The organism is Mycobacterium sp. NGS59 (genome assembly GCF_059812345.1).
The window spans coordinates 131,704-148,188 of sequence record NZ_JCALCN010000011.1 but is presented as its reverse complement, the minus strand read 5'-3'; the positions used below and the strand labels follow the sequence as shown (position 1 = coordinate 148,188).

The 16,485-nt window shown below is 68.9% G+C and carries 17 protein-coding genes; 9 read left to right on the top strand and 8 right to left on the bottom strand.

Annotated features, from left to right (window positions below; genetic code table 11):
* The first annotated feature begins 23 nt into the window (after positions 1-23).
* From AC5Y46_RS14805 to AC5Y46_RS14795, 3 genes are read left to right on the top strand one after another with little or no spacing between them, the layout of a single operon-like run.
* Positions 24-1,379 carry a bifunctional o-acetylhomoserine/o-acetylserine sulfhydrylase gene (locus AC5Y46_RS14805; protein ID WP_499941627.1) on the top strand — a complete coding sequence of 452 codons (1,356 nt, stop codon included), beginning with the start codon at positions 24-26 and terminating at the stop codon, positions 1,377-1,379.
* Positions 1,380-1,393: 14 nt separating this feature from the next.
* Positions 1,394-2,536: a homoserine O-acetyltransferase MetX gene (gene metX / locus AC5Y46_RS14800; protein ID WP_499941625.1), complete on the top strand. Its 1,143-nt coding sequence runs from the start codon at positions 1,394-1,396 to the stop codon at positions 2,534-2,536.
* Positions 2,533-3,264, top strand: a complete 732-nt coding sequence (locus tag AC5Y46_RS14795) for a class I SAM-dependent methyltransferase (RefSeq protein WP_499941623.1) — start codon at positions 2,533-2,535, stop codon at positions 3,262-3,264. The genes metX and AC5Y46_RS14795 overlap by 4 nt, the downstream gene beginning before the upstream one ends.
* On the opposite strand, the gene AC5Y46_RS14790 is transcribed toward AC5Y46_RS14795, so the two are convergent.
* A complete protein-coding gene (locus AC5Y46_RS14790) occupies positions 3,228-3,830 on the bottom strand; it encodes a TetR/AcrR family transcriptional regulator (RefSeq protein WP_499941621.1) in 603 nt (200 codons plus the stop codon). The two genes, AC5Y46_RS14795 and AC5Y46_RS14790, sit on opposite strands and share 37 nt — an antisense overlap.
* Positions 3,831-3,930: 100 nt before the next feature.
* Between AC5Y46_RS14790 and AC5Y46_RS14785 the strand changes: the two genes are divergently transcribed.
* Genes AC5Y46_RS14785 through AC5Y46_RS14775 form a run of 3 tightly spaced genes read left to right on the top strand, consistent with a single transcriptional unit; the run spans position 3,931 to position 5,092 of the window.
* Positions 3,931-4,404 (top strand): DUF1772 domain-containing protein, encoded by a 474-nt coding sequence (locus AC5Y46_RS14785; RefSeq protein ID WP_499941619.1) that lies wholly within the window; start codon positions 3,931-3,933, stop codon positions 4,402-4,404.
* A complete protein-coding gene (locus AC5Y46_RS14780; protein ID WP_499941617.1) occupies positions 4,404-4,727 on the top strand; it encodes an NIPSNAP family protein in 324 nt (107 codons plus the stop codon). Before AC5Y46_RS14785 ends, AC5Y46_RS14780 begins: the two co-directional genes overlap by 1 nt.
* The gene (locus tag AC5Y46_RS14775) at positions 4,724-5,092 is read left to right on the top strand and encodes a DUF4267 domain-containing protein (protein WP_499941615.1); all 369 of its coding nucleotides are present in this window, start codon (positions 4,724-4,726) and stop codon (positions 5,090-5,092) included. The genes AC5Y46_RS14780 and AC5Y46_RS14775 overlap by 4 nt, the downstream gene beginning before the upstream one ends.
* A 101-nt stretch (positions 5,093-5,193) precedes the next feature.
* Here the strand turns inward: AC5Y46_RS14775 and AC5Y46_RS14770 are convergent, their stop codons facing one another.
* A complete protein-coding gene (locus AC5Y46_RS14770; protein ID WP_499941613.1) occupies positions 5,194-6,630 on the bottom strand; it encodes an FAD-dependent oxidoreductase in 1,437 nt (478 codons plus the stop codon).
* A gap of 172 nt (positions 6,631-6,802) precedes the next feature.
* Here AC5Y46_RS14770 and AC5Y46_RS14765 point away from each other — a divergent pair, with 172 nt between their 5' ends.
* Positions 6,803-7,249 (top strand): DUF732 domain-containing protein, encoded by a 447-nt coding sequence (locus AC5Y46_RS14765; protein WP_499941612.1) that lies wholly within the window; start codon positions 6,803-6,805, stop codon positions 7,247-7,249.
* Positions 7,250-7,258: 9 nt separating this feature from the next.
* Here AC5Y46_RS14765 and AC5Y46_RS14760 read toward each other — a convergent pair whose 3' ends face one another.
* Positions 7,259-7,552, bottom strand: a complete 294-nt coding sequence (locus AC5Y46_RS14760) for a DUF3017 domain-containing protein (protein WP_499941610.1) — start codon at positions 7,550-7,552, stop codon at positions 7,259-7,261.
* Entirely contained in the window at positions 7,549-8,394 is an 846-nt protein-coding gene (locus tag AC5Y46_RS14755) for a bifunctional methylenetetrahydrofolate dehydrogenase/methenyltetrahydrofolate cyclohydrolase (protein ID WP_499941608.1), read from the bottom strand. The genes AC5Y46_RS14760 and AC5Y46_RS14755 overlap by 4 nt, the downstream gene beginning before the upstream one ends.
* A gap of 191 nt (positions 8,395-8,585) precedes the next feature.
* On the opposite strand from AC5Y46_RS14755, the gene AC5Y46_RS14750 reads away from it, so the two are divergent.
* Positions 8,586-9,782 carry an NADH:flavin oxidoreductase gene (locus AC5Y46_RS14750; protein ID WP_499941606.1) on the top strand — a complete coding sequence of 399 codons (1,197 nt, stop codon included), beginning with the start codon at positions 8,586-8,588 and terminating at the stop codon, positions 9,780-9,782.
* A gap of 30 nt (positions 9,783-9,812) precedes the next feature.
* A complete protein-coding gene (locus AC5Y46_RS14745) occupies positions 9,813-12,443 on the top strand; it encodes an FHA domain-containing protein (protein WP_499941604.1) in 2,631 nt (876 codons plus the stop codon).
* Between the two features lie 93 nt (positions 12,444-12,536).
* Here the strand turns inward: AC5Y46_RS14745 and AC5Y46_RS14740 are convergent, their stop codons facing one another.
* From AC5Y46_RS14740 to AC5Y46_RS14725, 4 genes are read right to left on the bottom strand one after another with little or no spacing between them, the layout of a single operon-like run.
* Positions 12,537-13,109, bottom strand: a complete 573-nt coding sequence (locus AC5Y46_RS14740) for a GTP-binding protein (RefSeq protein ID WP_499941602.1) — start codon at positions 13,107-13,109, stop codon at positions 12,537-12,539.
* The gene (locus tag AC5Y46_RS14735) at positions 13,090-13,455 is read right to left on the bottom strand and encodes a DUF742 domain-containing protein (protein ID WP_499941601.1); all 366 of its coding nucleotides are present in this window, start codon (positions 13,453-13,455) and stop codon (positions 13,090-13,092) included. Before AC5Y46_RS14735 ends, AC5Y46_RS14740 begins: the two co-directional genes overlap by 20 nt.
* The gene (locus AC5Y46_RS14730; protein ID WP_499941599.1) at positions 13,431-13,862 is read right to left on the bottom strand and encodes a roadblock/LC7 domain-containing protein; all 432 of its coding nucleotides are present in this window, start codon (positions 13,860-13,862) and stop codon (positions 13,431-13,433) included. Before AC5Y46_RS14730 ends, AC5Y46_RS14735 begins: the two co-directional genes overlap by 25 nt.
* Positions 13,859-16,468: a sensor histidine kinase gene (locus AC5Y46_RS14725; protein WP_499941598.1), complete on the bottom strand. Its 2,610-nt coding sequence runs from the start codon at positions 16,466-16,468 to the stop codon at positions 13,859-13,861. Before AC5Y46_RS14725 ends, AC5Y46_RS14730 begins: the two co-directional genes overlap by 4 nt.
* Positions 16,469-16,485: the final 17 nt, after the last annotated feature.

Below are 16,485 nucleotides of genomic sequence, written 5' to 3'. Positions count from 1 at the left end.
TGAGCCAGACAGGGGAACATTTCGTGAGCACTGACGGCACCACCGAAACCGATCCGACTGCGGGCTGGTCGTTCGAAACCAAGCAGATCCACGCCGGCCAGCAGCCGGACCCGGCCACCAATGCCCGGGCGCTGCCGATCTACCAGACCACCTCCTACACGTTCGACAACGTCGCGCACGCCGCCGCGCTGTTCGGTCTGGCCGAGCCGGGCAACATCTACACCCGCATCGGCAACCCGACCACCGACGTGGTCGAGCAGCGCATCGCCGCACTCGAGGGCGGGGTGGCCGCGCTGTTCCTGTCCTCGGGGCAGGCCGCCGAGACGTTCGCCATCCTGAACCTGGCTGGCGCCGGCGATCACATCGTGTCCAGCCCCCGGCTCTACGGCGGAACCTACAACCTGTTCCACTATTCGCTGGCCAAGCTGGGCATCGAGGTCAGCTTCGTCGAGGACCCCGACGACCTGGAGTCCTGGCAGGCCGCGGTGCGGGACGACACCAAGGCGTTCTTCGCCGAGACCATCTCCAACCCGCAGATCGACATCCTGGACACCCCTGGGGTTTCCGAGGTCGCGCACCGCAACGGGGTGCCGCTGATCGTGGACAACACCATCGCCACCCCCTATCTGATCCAGCCGCTGTCTCAGGGCGCCGACATCGTGGTGCACTCGGCCACCAAGTACCTCGGCGGGCACGGTTCGGCGATCGCCGGGGTGATCGTCGACGGCGGCACCTTCGATTGGACGCAGGGCCGCTTTCCCGGCTTCACCACGCCCGACCCCAGCTACCACGGTGTCGTGTTCGCCGAGCTGGGACCTCCCGCGTTCGCGCTCAAGGCGCGCGTGCAGTTGCTGCGCGACCTCGGCTCGGCGGCCTCGCCGTTCAACGCGTTCCTGGTCGCCCAAGGCCTGGAGACGCTGAGCCTGCGGGTGGAGCGCCACGTCGCCAACGCCCAGCGGGTCGCCGAATACCTGGAAGGCCGCGACGACGTCCTGTCGGTCAACTACGCCGGGCTGCCCAGTTCGCCGTGGCACGAGCTGGCAAAGAAGCTGGCGCCCAAGGGAACCGGGGCCGTACTGGCCTTCGAGCTGGCCGGCGGGGTCGAGGCCGGGAAGGCGTTCGTCGACGCGCTGCAGCTGCACAGCCACGTCGCCAACATCGGCGACGTGCGCTCGCTGGTGATCCATCCCGCGTCCACCACGCACGCCCAACTCAGTGCGGCCGAGCAACTGGCCACCGGGGTCACGCCGGGACTGGTGCGCTTGGCCGTCGGCCTCGAAGGCATCGACGACATCCTGGCCGACCTGGAGCTTGGATTCGCGGCGGCCGGGGTATACGCGGCCAACGGCAGCGACCCGCAGGCCGTGGCTGCCTTCTGAGGACCGCGTAGAACATGACGATCTCTGACGTGCCAACTCAGACGTTGCCCGCCGAAGGCGAGATCGGTGTCGTCGACATCGGGTCGCTGACGCTGGAGAGCGGCGCGGTCCTGCCCGACGTGCACATCGCGGTGCAGCGCTGGGGCGAGTTGTCGCCGGCACGGGACAACGTGGTGATGGTGCTGCACGCGCTCACCGGCGATTCGCATGTCATCGGACCCGCCGGACCCGGGCATCCGACGCCCGGCTGGTGGGACGGGGTGGCCGGGCCCGGCGCACCCATCGACACCGACCGCTGGTGCGCGGTGGCCACCAACGTGCTGGGTGGTTGCCGGGGTTCCACCGGCCCGAGTTCGCTGGCCCGCGACGGCCAGCCGTACGGCTCCCGGTTCCCGCTGGTCACGGTGCGCGACCAGGTGCAGGCCGACATCGCCGCGCTGGAAGCACTGGGAATAACTCAGGTGGCCGCCGTCGTTGGCGGATCCATGGGCGGCGCGCGAGCGTTGGAGTGGATCGTCGGTCACCCCGACCGGGTGCGAGCCGGGCTGCTGCTGGCGGTGGGTGCGCGCGCCACCGGTGACCAGATCGGCACCCAGACCACTCAGATCGCGGCCATCAAGGCCGACCCGAACTGGCAGGGCGGCGACTATTACGACACCGGCCGCGCACCCGAGGACGGGCTGCGGGTCGCGCGCCGGTTCGCGCACCTGACCTACCGCGGCGAGATCGAGCTGGACGTGCGGTTCCGCAACGACCCCCAGACCGGCGAGGACCCGTCGGCCGGCGGCCGTTACGCCGTGCAGAGCTACCTGGAGCATCAGGGCGACAAACTGTTGTCCCGCTTCGACGCCGGCAGCTACGTGATCCTGACCGAGTCGCTCAACAGCCACGACGTCGGACGGGGCCGGGGCGGCGTGCATGCGGCGCTGACCAGTTGCCCGGTGCCGGTGGTGGTCGGCGGCATCACCTCCGACCGGCTCTATCCGCTGCGGTTGCAGGACGAGCTGGCCGAACTGTTGCCAGGCTGCGTCGACGTGCGGGTGGTGCCGTCGGTCTGCGGGCACGACGGGTTCCTGGTCGAAACCGAGGCCGTCGGCGAATTGATCCGCGAGACACTGGAACTCGCTGCGGGCACGTGTGCAGGGTCGCAAAGGTGACCCGATCCCGGCGTGACCGCTCCCTGTCGTTCGGCTCGGCGGCGGCCGCCTACGAGCGTGGTCGCCCGTCGTATCCGCCGGAGGCCATCGACTGGCTGTTGCCGTCCGACGCCCGCGAGGTGCTCGACCTGGGGGCCGGAACCGGCAAGTTGACCACCCGACTGGTTGAACGCGGCCTGGACGTCGTCGCCGTCGACCCGGTTCCGGAGATGCTGGAAGTGCTGTCCGCGTCGCTGCCGCAGACCCGCGCGCTGCTCGGTACCGCGGAGGAGATTCCGTTGCCGGACAACAGCGTTGACGCCGTGCTGGTCGCGCAGGCGTGGCACTGGGTCGATCCGGCCCGCGCGATTCCGGAGGTCGCCCGGGTGCTGCGACCGGGAGGCCGGCTGGGCCTGGTGTGGAACACCCGCGACGAACGGCTGGGCTGGGTGCGCGAACTCGGTGAGATCATCGGCCGCGACGACGACGGCGGCCGCTTCGACGTCACGTTCCCCGCACCGTTCACCGAGCCGCAGCGCCATCAGCTCGAGTGGACGAATTACCTTACCCCGCAAGCACTTATCGATCTCGTCGCGTCCCGCACCTACTGCATCAACTCCCCTGCCGAAGTGCGCACCCGGACGCTGGACAAGGTGCGCGAACTGTTGAGAACCCATCCGGCACTAGCCAACTCCAATGGCCTTGCGCTGCCCTACATTACGGTGTGCGTGCGAGCCACGCTGAACTGATCGACGAGTAGTTGCACGCGTTGCGAGTCGTGGTCGGGACGTAGTCGTCCGGTCCGGCCGAGGGTGACCAGCCCGTGCAACGCCGCCCAGAAAACTTCGGTGAGCGTGTCTGTGTCTGTGTCTGTGTCGTGTTCTGCGGCCGTCCCCTCGACCGCTTCTCGCAACCGGGCGAACGCCGCCTGCAGTTGCGGCGGCGTGCTTTCGGCGGCGAAGCGCAAAGTGGTGGTTCGAGTGAACATCGCGTCGTAAACGGCCGGGTTGTCGCGGGCAAAGTCCAGGTAGGCGCGCACGACTCGTGTCAGGGCATCGCCCGCGGCGCTGGCTGCTGATGCGGCTGCGCACACGTCCGCGAGTTCGCCGAAGCCCTCGATCGCCACCGCTTCGGCGACGTGTTCCATGCCGGCGAAGTGCTTGTACAGCACCGGTTGGCTGTACTCGATCTCGGTGGCGAGCCGACGTGTGGTGACTGCGTCCCACCCTTCGGTTTCGGCCAACTTACGGGCCGTGTCGATTATCAGCCGCCGACGCGCGGCCCGCTCACGTTCCCGTCGGTCCTGAATTGCCATGTCGTCATTCTAGCATTGCTTTAATTTCTAGCACCGCTATTGCCCCAGCTGCGCGTTAGGGGTTAGCATTGCTAGCAGTTCGTCTGACGGGAGTAACTACATGGCCCTTGACCTCACCCGCTTCGCCGCGCTGATCGCGGTGCTGGCTAACGCCGTCGTCTACGGCACTGACGTGTTCTGCGCGACGGTTATGCGCCCGGCGTTGGCATCGATCGGCGACAACGCCCTGGTCACGGTGATGGGGAGCGTGCACCGCTACGGGGACCGGCGCATGCCGGTACCTGGAGTGCTCGGCCTGCTCGCCGCCCTGGTCAGCGCAGTGCTGGCGGCAGCAAGCGCACATTGGACGCACGCGATCGCGGCGGCCACCGCCGTACTGTCGCTGTCCATCTGGCTGGTGGTCTACCTGCGGGTGAGCGCACCGCTGAACAAGCAGCTCACCGCGGCAGCCGATGCCGGGCGCCAGCTGACGAACGGACGGGCGCTGCAGGCAAGTTGGGACCGCGTCATCGGCGCCCGCGCTGTGCTGCAGGGTCTGGCGCTGGCCGCTCTGTGCGTGGTGCTGGCGGCCTGATGTTGCAACTGAGGATTTACACCCTGCGCTCACCCGAAGCGCTGCGGCGGTACGCCACGGTTCACTGGGCTCGGCACCTGCCCACCTTCCGGACTTTCGGCATCACTACGCACGGCGTGTGGTCGGAGCGAACCGGCGGCGCGAATCGACTCGTCGCGCTGATCCGCTATCCACCTGGCGCCGAACCCGAACAACTCACTCGGCAGGTCATGGCCAGCCCGGAGTTCACCGCCGACATGGCCGGGTTCGATGTCGAGGAGATCGTCGACGTCCAATCGGTGCTGCTTGACTCACTATTTTCGGCGCAGGAGCTCTCGGCATGACCGCAACCATCGGCTATACGCTCGCCGGACTCATCGGCGTGGGCATCGTCTTCATCGGTGCACGATTCATCGTCGCGCCGCGCGTGGCTGCCGCCGGCTACGGCGTGCAAGCCGATCGATCCACTGACGCCTACCTGAGCGTCAAGGGGATCCGCGACATCGCGTGGGGGATTTTCGTCTTCATCATGATCGCCGCGGGCGCCACGCACCTGCTCGGCTGGATGATCCTGGCCGCCACGATCATTCCGTTGGCCGACGCGCTCATCGTGCTCCGCCACGGCGGCTCCAAGTCGATCGCGGTGGGCGTCCACGGTCTCACCGCCGCCGTCATGCTCGCGACTGCCACTCTGCTGCTTATCTCCTGACCAGCCTTCCCCGGCGAGTGTGCGTCCGGCGACGCCACCGCGGCGTGTCGCGTCGTGGAATCCACTCTCGGCGGCCGGAGCGGGTGGAGCTAAACGCGAAGTTAAAAGTCGAGCCCGGAGTACATGACGTGATTCGGGTCGTACTGTTGACGAACAGCGCTGAGCCGCGCCAGGTTCGACCCGAAATACCGTGACGCCGAGGTGTTGGCCTCCAGATAATTGACGTAGCCCCCGACCGAATACTGCTTCACCGTTTGGTGCGCGGTCGCCACCCAGGTACTGGACGTCGACGTCTGGCCGTTCCCGTTCTCCACATACCACTGCGCGACGGCGGCTGCGCTGCGCCACGGGAAGGCCGTCGCCGTCGCGTCGACGTCGCCCACGGCTCCGGACAGCGTGTCGACGATCACCGAGGCACGACCGCCTTCGGCCGGCCATTTGCCGAGTGCACCGACAATTGCCTGCGCCGCAGCCGAATTGAGGGTTCCGATCACGTCGGATCCGGCCACGAAGCCGCGCGGCGAACTCGTCGCGCTGCCACCGGCCAGATAGGTCACCAGCTCCATGTGGCTCAGCGTTTTGTGCTCGGCCGCCGTGGGCGCGGCGCCGACCGCGGACTTGATGGCATCGGCAACGGCCTGGCCGGTGCCCGCCGGGCAGGTCGCCAGCACATGACAATTGCCCTGCGCCCCGTTGACCGAGAGGTCGACCAAGCCCCAGGTGTTGCGATCGGCAGCGGAAAGCCATGTCTGCCAGCCGGTGAGCACCTGCGCGCCGGCCGACGGCGCGAAGTCGACGCGCACCACATCGGAATCGGAGGTCGGGAACATCGTGAACGTCAGCGACGTCGTCACCCCGAAATTGCCGCCACCGCCGCCGCGCAGCGCCCAGAACAAATCCGGGTGGTCTTCGGCGGAAGCGGTGACGGTCTGCCCGTTGGGCAACACCACCGTGGCCGACCGCAATGCATCGGCGGTCAGGCCGGCGTGGCGGGAATCCGCGCCCATCCCGCCGCCCAACGTCAAACCCCCCACCCCGACGGTAGGACAACTGCCGGCCGGTATCGCCCGGCCCGCGCCGGCCAAAGCCTGCTGTATCGCGTAGAGCTGGGTTCCCGCCGGCACCGTCACGGTGCCGGCGCCGTTGTCGACGTTCACTCCGCCCTGCAGGCCGCGCAGGTCGAGCACCATGGCCCCGTTCGCGTTCGACGCCCCGATATAGGAGTGGCCGCCGCCGCGGGGTGCGACCTTGAGCCTGTTGGCCGCCGCGAACGCGACCGCCTTCTCGACGTCCTGCTGGGAGGTGACCACCACCACCGCCGCCGGGTTCGCGGCGTCGTAGTTGGAGTTGAACACCTGCTTACCGGTGGTGAAGGAGGCACCGTCGGCCGGCAGCAGCACCCTGCCACCGATCGAGGTGGCCAACCCGCTCCACGCGCCCGTCGGCTCGGCCCATGCCCTCGTCGGGAACAGCGCGGAGGTCGCCAACGCTCCGGCGGCGCCCCGAAGAAAAGCCTGGCGAGAGATCATGGACCGCATTGTCAGTCGCGCCGGTAGCCAATGTGGTTGTCCGCCAACGTGTCGCGGCACAGCGTGATCCGATCGTGTTGTTACCGAACGCGAAACGCCGACCGGACCAAACCTTTACGCCATCGTGTCCCGAATGAGACCGCCGTAGAGAAAGGTTCTGGACACACCAAGAGGAGACCACATGAACCCTTTGCGCCACCAACCGTTGTCGGTTCGTCTGTTGACGGGCGCCGCGGGGATGCTGACTGCGGCGGCGGCGTTCGCCGCACCGGCCGAGGCAAGTCCCGTCGACGACGCCTTCATCACCGCGTTGACCAACGCCGGTGTCAACGTCGGAGACCCGATCGACGCCGAAGCTCTGGGGCAATCGGTCTGCCCGATGCTGGTTCAACCGGGCGGCAACTTCGCCGCGGCCGCCACGCGCATCCGGGGCAGCAACGGCATGTCGCCGGAGATGGCCAGCATGTTCACCACCATCGCGATCCAGATGTACTGCCCGTCGGTGATGGCTGACGTCGCCAGCGGCAATCTGGCTGGGCTGCAACAGCTTCCGGGCGCCTCGGCGATACCCGGCCTGGCCGGCGGCATCCCGGGTCTGGGCGCCATACCGGGTCTGCCCGGGTCCTGAGCTGCTGCGCTAACCGGTACCCAGCGGGTCGATCGTCCACGCGATGTAGACCATCGCGGCACCGACCGACGCGGTCGTCAGGAAATCGGTTCCCCGACTGCGCACCACCAGCAGTCCGGCCCGTTCCTCGGGCAGCGCCAGCCGCAGCGCGGCGCCCACCCCGACGCCGATGCCGATCAGCAGCGCGCCGCGGCGCCAGAAGTTCGCCCCCGCCAGCACGAACGCCACCAGGAAGATCAACCCGACGAGCAGGATCGGCCACTGGGCGCGGGCCGCGCGCGCCAGAATGGCCCGGACGGTCATTGCTGTTCGGCTGACTCGACGACGTTGGTCAGCAGGAACGCTCGGGTCAGGGGACCGACGCCGCCGGGGTTGGGCGACACGTGACCGGCCACTTCCCAGACGTCGGGATGCACGTCGCCGGTGAGCTTGCCGTCCACCCGACTGACTCCGACGTCGACGACGGCCGCGCCGGGACGCACCATGTCCGCGGTCAGCAGATGCGGCACCCCGACACCGGCCACGATGATGTCGGCCTGCCTGGTCAGCGCGCCCAGATCACGGGTTCCGGTGTGGCACAACGTGACTGTCGCATTCTCGGAACGGCGGGTGAGTAGCAGGCCCAACGGCCGCCCGACCGTCACGCCGCGGCCGATGACCACCACATGAGCGCCGGCGATCTCGACGTCGTAGCGGCGCAGCAGGTGCACGATGCCGCGCGGGGTGCACGGCAGCGACGCCGGGGTGTTCAACACCAGGCGACCCAGGTTGGTGGGGTGCAGGCCGTCGGCGTCCTTGTCCGGGTCGACGCGCTCGAGCGCGGCGTTCTCGTCCAGATGCTTGGGCAGTGGCAGCTGCACTATGTAGCCGGTGCAGTCCGGGTTGGCGTTCAGCTCGTCGATGGTCTCGTTGAGCGTCTCGGTGGAGATGTCGGCGGGCAGGTCGCGGCGGATCGAGGTGATGCCCACCTTGGCACAGTCGGTGTGCTTGCCACGCACGTAAGCCTGGGAGCCGGGATCCTCCCCGACCAGGATGGTGCCGAGGCCAGGCGTACGGCCCGACGATTTCAGAGCCGCCACTCGCGTGGTGAGGTCGGACAAGATCTCGTCACGGGTGGCCTTGCCGTCCAGCGTGATTGCGCCCACGGCTGACAGTCTCGCACGTTCGCCGGGGTGCGGTGGCGCCCGGCAGCGCCGCGCTTGCGATCGCCGCTGTGCCCGATGGCGGCGACCCGCCTCGCCCGGCTTCGCCGCGCTTGCGATCGCCGCTGTGCCCAATGGCGGCGACCCGCCTCGCCCGGCTTCGCCGCGCTTGCGATCGCCGATAGGCTCCCTCTATGTCTGCTGCCCCAGATGTGTTCAGCCCCGCCAAGCTGGGTCCGGTGACGCTGCGCAACCGCATTATCAAGGCCGCGACCTTCGAAGCCCGCACACCCGACGCACTGGTGACCGACGACCTGATCGAGTACCACCGCCTGCCCGCAGCCGGCGGGGTCGGCATGACCACGGTCGCCTACTGCGCGGTCTCCCCCGGCGGACGCACCGAAGGCAACGGCCTGTGGATGCGTCCCGAGGCGGTGCCCGGGTTGCGCAAGCTCACCGACGCGATTCACGCTGAAGGAGCCGCGATCAGCGCGCAGATCGGCCACGCCGGGCCGGTCGCCAACGCCAAGTCCAACCAGGCCACCGCCCTGGCTCCGGTGCGGTTCTTCAATCCGATCGGGATGCGATTCGCCCGCAAGGCAAACGCCGACGACATCGACGACGTGCTCGCCGACCACGCCAAGGCCGCGCGGTTTGCCGTCGAGGCCGGGTTCGACGCGGTCGAGATCCATCTGGGTCACAACTATCTGGCGAGTTCGTTCCTGTCGCCGCTGATCAATCGGCGCACCGACGAATTCGGTGGCTCGCTGGCCAACCGAGCCAAGGTAGCCCGCGGAGTGGTGATGGCGGTGCGCCGTGCGGTGGATCAGGGTCCGCGGCAGATCGCGGTGACCGCCAAAATCAACATGTCCGACGGCGTCCGCGGCGGGATCAGCAACGAGGAGGCGGTCACCACCGCCAAATGGCTCGAAGAAGACGGTGGCCTGGACGCGATCGAGCTGACCGCCGGCAGTTCGCTGGTCAACCCGATGTACCTGTTCCGCGGCGACGCTCCGATCAAGCAGTTCGCCGGCGCCTTCAAGCCGCCGATGCGCTGGGGCATGCGCATGACCGGCAAGAAGTTCCTGCGCGAGTATCCGTACAAAGAGGCGTATCTGCTCAATGAGGCCAAACTGTTCCGCGCCGAGTTGAAGATGCCGCTGATCCTGCTCGGCGGCATCACCAACCGGGACACCATGGACCTGGCCATGGCGGAGGGCTTCGACTTCGTCGCGATGGGTCGGGCGCTGCTGGCCGAGCCGGACCTGATCAACAAGATCGCGCGCGACGGCGCGGCCGTCCGGTCCGCATGCACGCACTGCAATCAGTGCATGCCGACCATCTACACCCGCACCCGCTGTGTGCTGACCGGCGCGCCGGACAGGGAGTGACTCCGGGCCTACCGGCTAAGGTTGTCACCAATGTCTCCGCCCGTCCCGCCAGCGCTGACCGTCCGTCATGACGGTTCGGAGCGCACCTTTGCAGCCGGACACGACGTGGTGGTGGGCCGCGATCTGCGCGCCGACCTGCGCATCACCCATCCGCTGATCTCGCGCGCCCACCTGCTGCTGCGCTTCGACCAGGGCCGTTGGCTGGCGATCGACAACAACTCCCTGAACGGCACGTACGCCAACGGCCGCCGAGTGCCGGTCGTGGACATCCAGGACGGTCAGGGCGTCAACATCGGAAACCCGGACGGTCCCCTGCTGATCTTCGAGGTCGGACGGCACCGCGGACCGGCCGGGCGCCCACCGCAAACCGAGTCGATGCGCATCCCCGCCGTGGCGGGCCCGTCCGGGGGCTGGCCGGCCGGACCGCCGGGTCCGCCTTCCGGAGCAGCACCACCAACCTCGCGGCTGCCCAGTCGGGGCGCCCCGCCGCCGCGGCCGCAGCCCGGTGGGCCCCCTCCCCCGCCGCCGGGGCAGCCCATGTACCCCAGCAGCGGCCAGCCGTGGGCCCCGCCCGGCTACCCGGTCAGCGGGCCGCCGCCGTCGTCGCCGAATTTCCCGCATGCGCCACCGCGACAGCCGCCTCCGCGCCCCGGGCCGCCGATCGGCGCCAAGCCGCCCGACGCCGGCAACATCGCGACCAAGATGTTCCAGGCCCTGCTGACGCGGACGGGGTCACACGCCAAGCCCGCCGGGTCGGTCACCATCGGCCGCTCCACCGACAACGACATCGTCATCCAGGACGTCCTCGCGTCCCGGCAGCACGCCTTCCTGACCCTGACTCCGCTGGGTGCGGAGATCCGCGACAACCAAAGCGTCAACGGCACGTTCGTCAACGGGGTGCGGGTCGGGTCGGCCATCCTGTCCGAAGGTGACGTGGTCACCATCGGAAACGTCGACCTGGTGTTCGCCGGCGGCACCCTGGTACGCCGCACCGCAGCGGCCACCCGGTCCGGCGGGCTGGAGGTCAACTCCGTCACGTTCACCGTCGAGGGCGGCAAGCAACTGCTCGACCACATCTCGCTGACCGCCCGCCCCGGCACGCTGACCGCCATCATCGGCGGGTCCGGCGCCGGCAAGACCACGCTGTCGCGGGTGATCGCCGGCTACACCAGCCCCAGCACCGGCAGCGTGACCTTCGAGGGCCACGACGTCCACGGGGAGTACGCCTCGTTGCGCAGCCGGGTCGGCATGGTCCCCCAGGACGACGTCGTGCATCGGCAGCTCACCGTCAACCAGGCCCTCGGCTACGCCGCCGAGCTGCGGCTCCCGCCCGACACCAGCAAGGGTGACCGCGCGCAGGTGGTCGCCCAGGTCCTCGAGGAGCTCGAGTTGACCAAGCACGCCGAGACCCGGGTGGACAAGCTCTCGGGCGGTCAGCGCAAGCGTGCGTCGGTGGCGCTGGAGCTGCTCACCGGACCGTCGCTGCTGATTCTCGACGAGCCGACCTCGGGTCTGGACCCGGCGCTGGACCGCCAGGTGATGATGATGCTGCGCCAGCTGGCCGACGCCGGTCGCGTGGTGCTGGTGGTCACGCACTCGGTCTCCTACCTGGACGTCTGCGATCAGATCCTGTTGCTCGCCCCCGGCGGCAAAACCGCATTCCTGGGCCCGCCCGATCAGATCGGCGCGGCCATGGGCACCACTAACTGGGCCGACATTTTCACCAAAGTGGGCGCCGACCCGGACGAGGCCAACCGCCGGTTCCTTGCCGAAAACGCGGGGGGGCCGCAACCGGCCGCCAAGAGCAGCCCGGCCGACCTGGGTGAACCGGTGCACACCAGTGCCTTGCACCAGTTCTCCACCATCGCCCGCCGCCAGGTGCGGCTGGTGATCTCCGACCGCGGATACACGGTCTTCCTGGCGGTTCTGCCGTTCTTGATCGGGATCCTCGCCATGACCGTGCGCGGCGAGACCGGGTTCGGCATTGCCGAGGCGGTGAGCAGCAACCCCGACCAGCCGGGGCAGATCCTGGTGATGCTCAACGTCGGCGCTGTTTTCATGGGCGTCGCGCTGACGATCCGCGACCTGGTCGGCGAGCGTCCGATCTTCAATCGCGAACAGGCGGTCGGCCTGTCCACGGGGGCCTATCTGGGCGCCAAGATCGCTGTGTTCAGCGGGTTCGCGATCGTTCAGGCTGCGATCGCGACGATCATCACGCTGGTCGGCTGGGGCTATCCGCCCACCGACGCTGTGCTACTGGGCAATGTCGGCATCGAGCTGTTCGTGACGGTCGCCGCGACCTGCGTGGCCTCGGCGATTCTGGGCTTGGCGCTGTCGGCGTTGGCGAAATCGCAAGACCAGATCATGCCGATGCTGGTGTTGGCGATCATGTCGCAGCTGGTGTTCTCCGGCGGAATGATCTGGGTGACCGACCGGTTCCTGCTCGACCAGCTGTCGTGGGCCACCCCCGCGCGGTGGGGTTATTCGGCGTCGTCGTCGACGGTCAACATCGAGAAGCTGGTACCGGGTCCGGTCAAGCCGAAGGACTCGCACTGGAAACACAATCCGGGCACCTGGCTATTCGACATGGCGATGCTGGCGCTGCTGTGCATCATCTACAGCTTCATCGTGTGGTGGAGGATCCGCCTCAAGCGGCGCTAGCCTTCCCCTGCGCTAGCTTTCCCTGCGCGAGCAGACGCAAAAGCCCCCGAAAACCGCACTTTTTAGGGGCTTTTGCGTCTGCTCGGCCAACAGTCAGCTGGCCAGGCTGGCCAGTGCGTACTCGCTCACCGCGATCAGCGCGTCGGTGGCCGACCTGCGGTTGCGGGCGTCGACGGAAATCACCGGGATGTGCTCGGGCAGGGTCAGCGCCTTGCGCACCTCACCCACGGGATACCTTGGCGCACCGTCGAACTCGTTGACCGCGACCAGGAACGGCAGCCGCCGGTGCTCGAAGAAGTCGACGGCGGCGAAGCTGTCCTGCAATCGCCGGCAGTCGACCAGCACAATCGCCCCGATCGCACCGCGCACCAGGTCGTCCCACATGAACCAGAACCGGCGCTGACCGGGCGTGCCGAACAAATACAGCACCAAGTCCTCGGCCAGCGTGATGCGACCGAAATCCATCGCGACGGTGGTGGTGCGTTTGTCGGGGGTGGCCTCGATCATGTCGACGCCCGCCGAGGCGTCGGTCACCATCGCCTCGGTCCGCAGCGGCATGATCTCCGAGACCGACCCGACGAACGTGGTCTTGCCGGCCCCGAACCCGCCCGCGATGACGATCTTCGTCGACGCGGTGCCGTGCGGTTCAGAGTGCTCGGAGGCCACGCAGCGTCCTTCCTATGAGTTCGTGCCGTTCATCGCGGGTGGAGCGGTCGGTCAAGGTCCTGTGCACCCGAAGGTAACCGGCGCCGACCAGATCCCCGATCAGGACGCGCGCAACACCGACCGGCAAATCCAGCCGCGCCGACACTTCGGCAACCGACGGGCTACCCGCGCACAGCCCGATGATCCTGCCGCGCACATCGTCGGCCCCCCAGGGCGACGCCTCACCGGCCTGCACCGTCTGCACCGGCGCCTCCAACGGAAGGTCGACGTCGGTGCCGGTGCGTCCGGCCGTCAAAGTGTACGGGCGGACCAGGTTCGGGCTCAGCGGTGGTTCGCGTCGGTCCATCGCGGCTCGGGCTCGGCGCGGCGGGCGGACTGCACGACGTTGCCCACCTGTTCGACAAGAATGGCCATCTCGTAGCCGATCTGGCCGATGTCACAGTTCGGCATGGCCAGCGTCGCCAGATGCGAGCCGTCGCCGACGCGCATCAACAGCAGGAAGCCGTGCTGCATCTCCACCACCGACTGCAGCACCTGCCCGCCTTCGAACAGCTGCGCGGCGCCGGTGGCCAGGCTGGCCAGTCCCGATGCCACCGCGGCGAGTTGGTCGGCCCGTTCGCGCGGGAGGTGCTCGCTGGCCGCAAGCGGCAGCCCGTCGACGGACACCAGCAGCGCGTGCGCCACACCGGGGACCTCGCGCACGAACTTCGACACCAACCAGTCCAGCGGGCTGTAGGAGGATTGGACGGTCATTGCGGATCGGCCCCTTCCTCCGGGGCGTGCTCTCGTCCGGCACGAACTCCGCTGAAGTGGCTGCCGATGCTGGCCCGGACCGCGTCGGGGTCGCGACCCGGGTGCGATCCGCCGTTGGACGCCGGTTGTCGGGGCTGGTCGTCGTCGGCCGCTCCCGGCACCAGCCGGGCTCCCGGGGTGCGCATCGGCAACCCGGACTCGGTGCGCGACTCGACCGGCTTGTCCTCGGCTTCGGCGGCCGCCGTCCAGCCGCGGTCCCATACCGTCTGCCAATCCAGGTCGGGGCTTCGGACCAGGTCGTGTGGGTCGCCCATGATCTCCGACAGCATCCGCTGGTAGATCACGTCGTCGTCATCGGGTCCCGACGGCTTGAGGTCCGGCGGCGCCGGCTTGGGGGGCGACGCGGCCGGCGGTGCGGGACGCCGGGCGAAGAACGCCGAGGTGTCCGAGGCCGTCGTGGTGGGCGGTGCCGGCTCGGCCGGTGCCGGCTGGGATCCCTTCTCCCACCACGGCGTCGGCAACGGACGCTTCTGCTTGGGTTCCGGCTCCGGGGTGGCGACCGGGCCGCCGGCGGTGATGCCGCTGGACCCGGGACTGCGACGCGGCAGCGAAGTCACCGCTTGCCCACCGGCGGGGACGGGCGAGGCCGCCGGGGCCGCCGGCTCGGGGGGCGGACTCACCTTGAAGAATTGCCGCTGCGGCGGTTCCGGTGGCTGCCCGCCGACCAGCACCGTCACCGGCAGATACACCTCGGCGGTGGTGCCGCCCGTTTCGCCGCTCGCCGGACCACGCAGTCCCACCCGGACACCGTGCCGGGCGGCCAACCGGCCCACCACGAACAGGCCCATGTGCCGCGCGTTCTCCGGGGTGGGCTCCGGCGTGCCGCCGGGCTGCAACCGCATGTTCGCCATCCGCCGGTCGGAGTCCGTCATCCCCAGCCCGGAGTCGGCGATACGCAGCAGCACACCGCCCTCGCTGCCCCGCACGGCAGACACCTTGACCGGTGTGTTCGGCGGCGAGTAACGCAGCGCGTTGTCGATCAGCTCGGCGAGCAAATGGATGACGCCGCCGGCGGCGGTGCCGAGCACCGTGCAGTCCGGCACGGCGCCCGTCTCGACCCGGCGGTAGTCCTCGACCTCGGACACCGCGGCGTTGATCACCGTCGACAGCGGCACCGGGTCGCGCTGGTCGCGGGTGATCTGCGCGTCGGCCAGGACCAGCAGGTTGGCGCTGTTGCGGCGCAGCCGGGCGGCCAGGTGATCCAGCCGGAACAGGTTGTCGAGCCGCTCGGGGTCCTCTTCGTCGCGTTCCAGCCGGTCGATCAGCGCCAGCTGCTGGTCGACCAGGGAGCGGCTGCGGCGCGACATCGTCTCGAACATGTCGTTGACCAGCAACCGCAGCCGGGCCTCGTCACCGGCCAGCAGCAGCGCCTGGGTGTGCAGTTCGTCGACCGCGTGCGCAACCTGGCCGATCTCCTCGGTGGTGTACACCGCCAGCGGTTCGGGGATCGGTTCACCGCCGGCGCGGACCCGCTCGATCTCGCCTTCGAGGTCGGTGTGGGCGACCTTCAGCGCGCCATCGCGCAGCAACCGCAGCGGCTTGACCAGCGCCCGCGCCATCAGCAGCACGACCAGCAGCGCGATCGCGATGGCGGCCAGCACCAGCACGGCGTCACGGACCGCCGTCGCGCGCCGGTCGTCGGCCTGGGCCTGCACCGACTTCGTCACCTCGGCGGTGGTGTTGGTGATGATCTGTTCGGCGATTCCCTGCGTGGTCTGTATCGAGCGCAGCAGGTCCTGATTGTCGACGAGTTCGCTGGCCGGGTCGGACAGCATCGCCATCCGGGTGACCATCTGCTGCTGCAGGTTCTTGGCGTCCGGAGAGCCGGCGCCGAGCACCTCGCTCATCCCGAACAGGGTCGACGGCTCGGTGCCGGCCAGCGTGATCATCGCGGTGCGCAGCTGAGGTTCGGGCAGGTCGGCGCCGCGGGTCACCAGGATCTGCTGCAGAGTCATCTGGCCGCGGGCGCCCACGGCCCGGCTCAGGCCCTGCACCTGCGACCGGATCTGCTCGCTGTCCGCGCGGACCGAGGCGTTGATGGCGTCCTCGGCGGTCAGCAGCAGCGGGGCGTAGGTGGTGATCCGGTCGCGCAGGCTGATGCTGTTGTCCAGTGTCTTGTCCAGCAGTGTCTGCCCACTGTTGAGCAGCGTGTCGACCGCGGTGCGGACGTCGGGGAGAACGTCGGTGCCGGCCAGGCGGGTCTGCAACTCGTTCTTACGCGAGGCGAAGTTCTTCTTCGCCCCTTCCACGTCGCGTCCGGTAGAACCGGCCAGCAGCGCGACGTCGAGCGCGGACATGTACTTGGTGATCGTCGGGATCACGTCGGCCCGGGCCGCGGCCAGCCGCAGGCCGCTGGAGCGGGAAAGGGCGCTCTCGACCCGCAGCGCCCCGAACACCGTCGCCAACAGCAGCGGCACCAGGGCGATCGCGAACACCTTCCACCGCACCGGCCAGTTGCGCAGCGACCAAGCCCCCGGCCGTCTGGCCGGCGCCGGGGTGGCGGGTGCCGCCGCGACCGGGTGAGTCGGGCGGGCGAACATGGTCACGTGATCGCGCCTTCAAG

Coding starts and splice junctions, on each gene's coding strand:
- metX (WP_499941625.1), top strand. CDS start 1,394: ATGACGATCTCTGACGTGCCAACTCAGACGTTGCCCGCCGAAGGCGAG.
- AC5Y46_RS14790 (WP_499941621.1), bottom strand. CDS start 3,830: ATGGCAATTCAGGACCGACGGGAACGTGAGCGGGCCGCGCGTCGGCGG.
- AC5Y46_RS14785 (WP_499941619.1), top strand. CDS start 3,931: ATGGCCCTTGACCTCACCCGCTTCGCCGCGCTGATCGCGGTGCTGGCT.
- AC5Y46_RS14780 (WP_499941617.1), top strand. CDS start 4,404: ATGTTGCAACTGAGGATTTACACCCTGCGCTCACCCGAAGCGCTGCGG.
- AC5Y46_RS14775 (WP_499941615.1), top strand. CDS start 4,724: ATGACCGCAACCATCGGCTATACGCTCGCCGGACTCATCGGCGTGGGC.
- AC5Y46_RS14770 (WP_499941613.1), bottom strand. CDS start 6,630: ATGCGGTCCATGATCTCTCGCCAGGCTTTTCTTCGGGGCGCCGCCGGA.
- AC5Y46_RS14765 (WP_499941612.1), top strand. CDS start 6,803: ATGAACCCTTTGCGCCACCAACCGTTGTCGGTTCGTCTGTTGACGGGC.
- AC5Y46_RS14760 (WP_499941610.1), bottom strand. CDS start 7,552: ATGACCGTCCGGGCCATTCTGGCGCGCGCGGCCCGCGCCCAGTGGCCG.
- AC5Y46_RS14750 (WP_499941606.1), top strand. CDS start 8,586: ATGTCTGCTGCCCCAGATGTGTTCAGCCCCGCCAAGCTGGGTCCGGTG.
- AC5Y46_RS14745 (WP_499941604.1), top strand. CDS start 9,813: ATGTCTCCGCCCGTCCCGCCAGCGCTGACCGTCCGTCATGACGGTTCG.
- AC5Y46_RS14735 (WP_499941601.1), bottom strand. CDS start 13,455: ATGGACCGACGCGAACCACCGCTGAGCCCGAACCTGGTCCGCCCGTAC.
- AC5Y46_RS14730 (WP_499941599.1), bottom strand. CDS start 13,862: ATGACCGTCCAATCCTCCTACAGCCCGCTGGACTGGTTGGTGTCGAAG.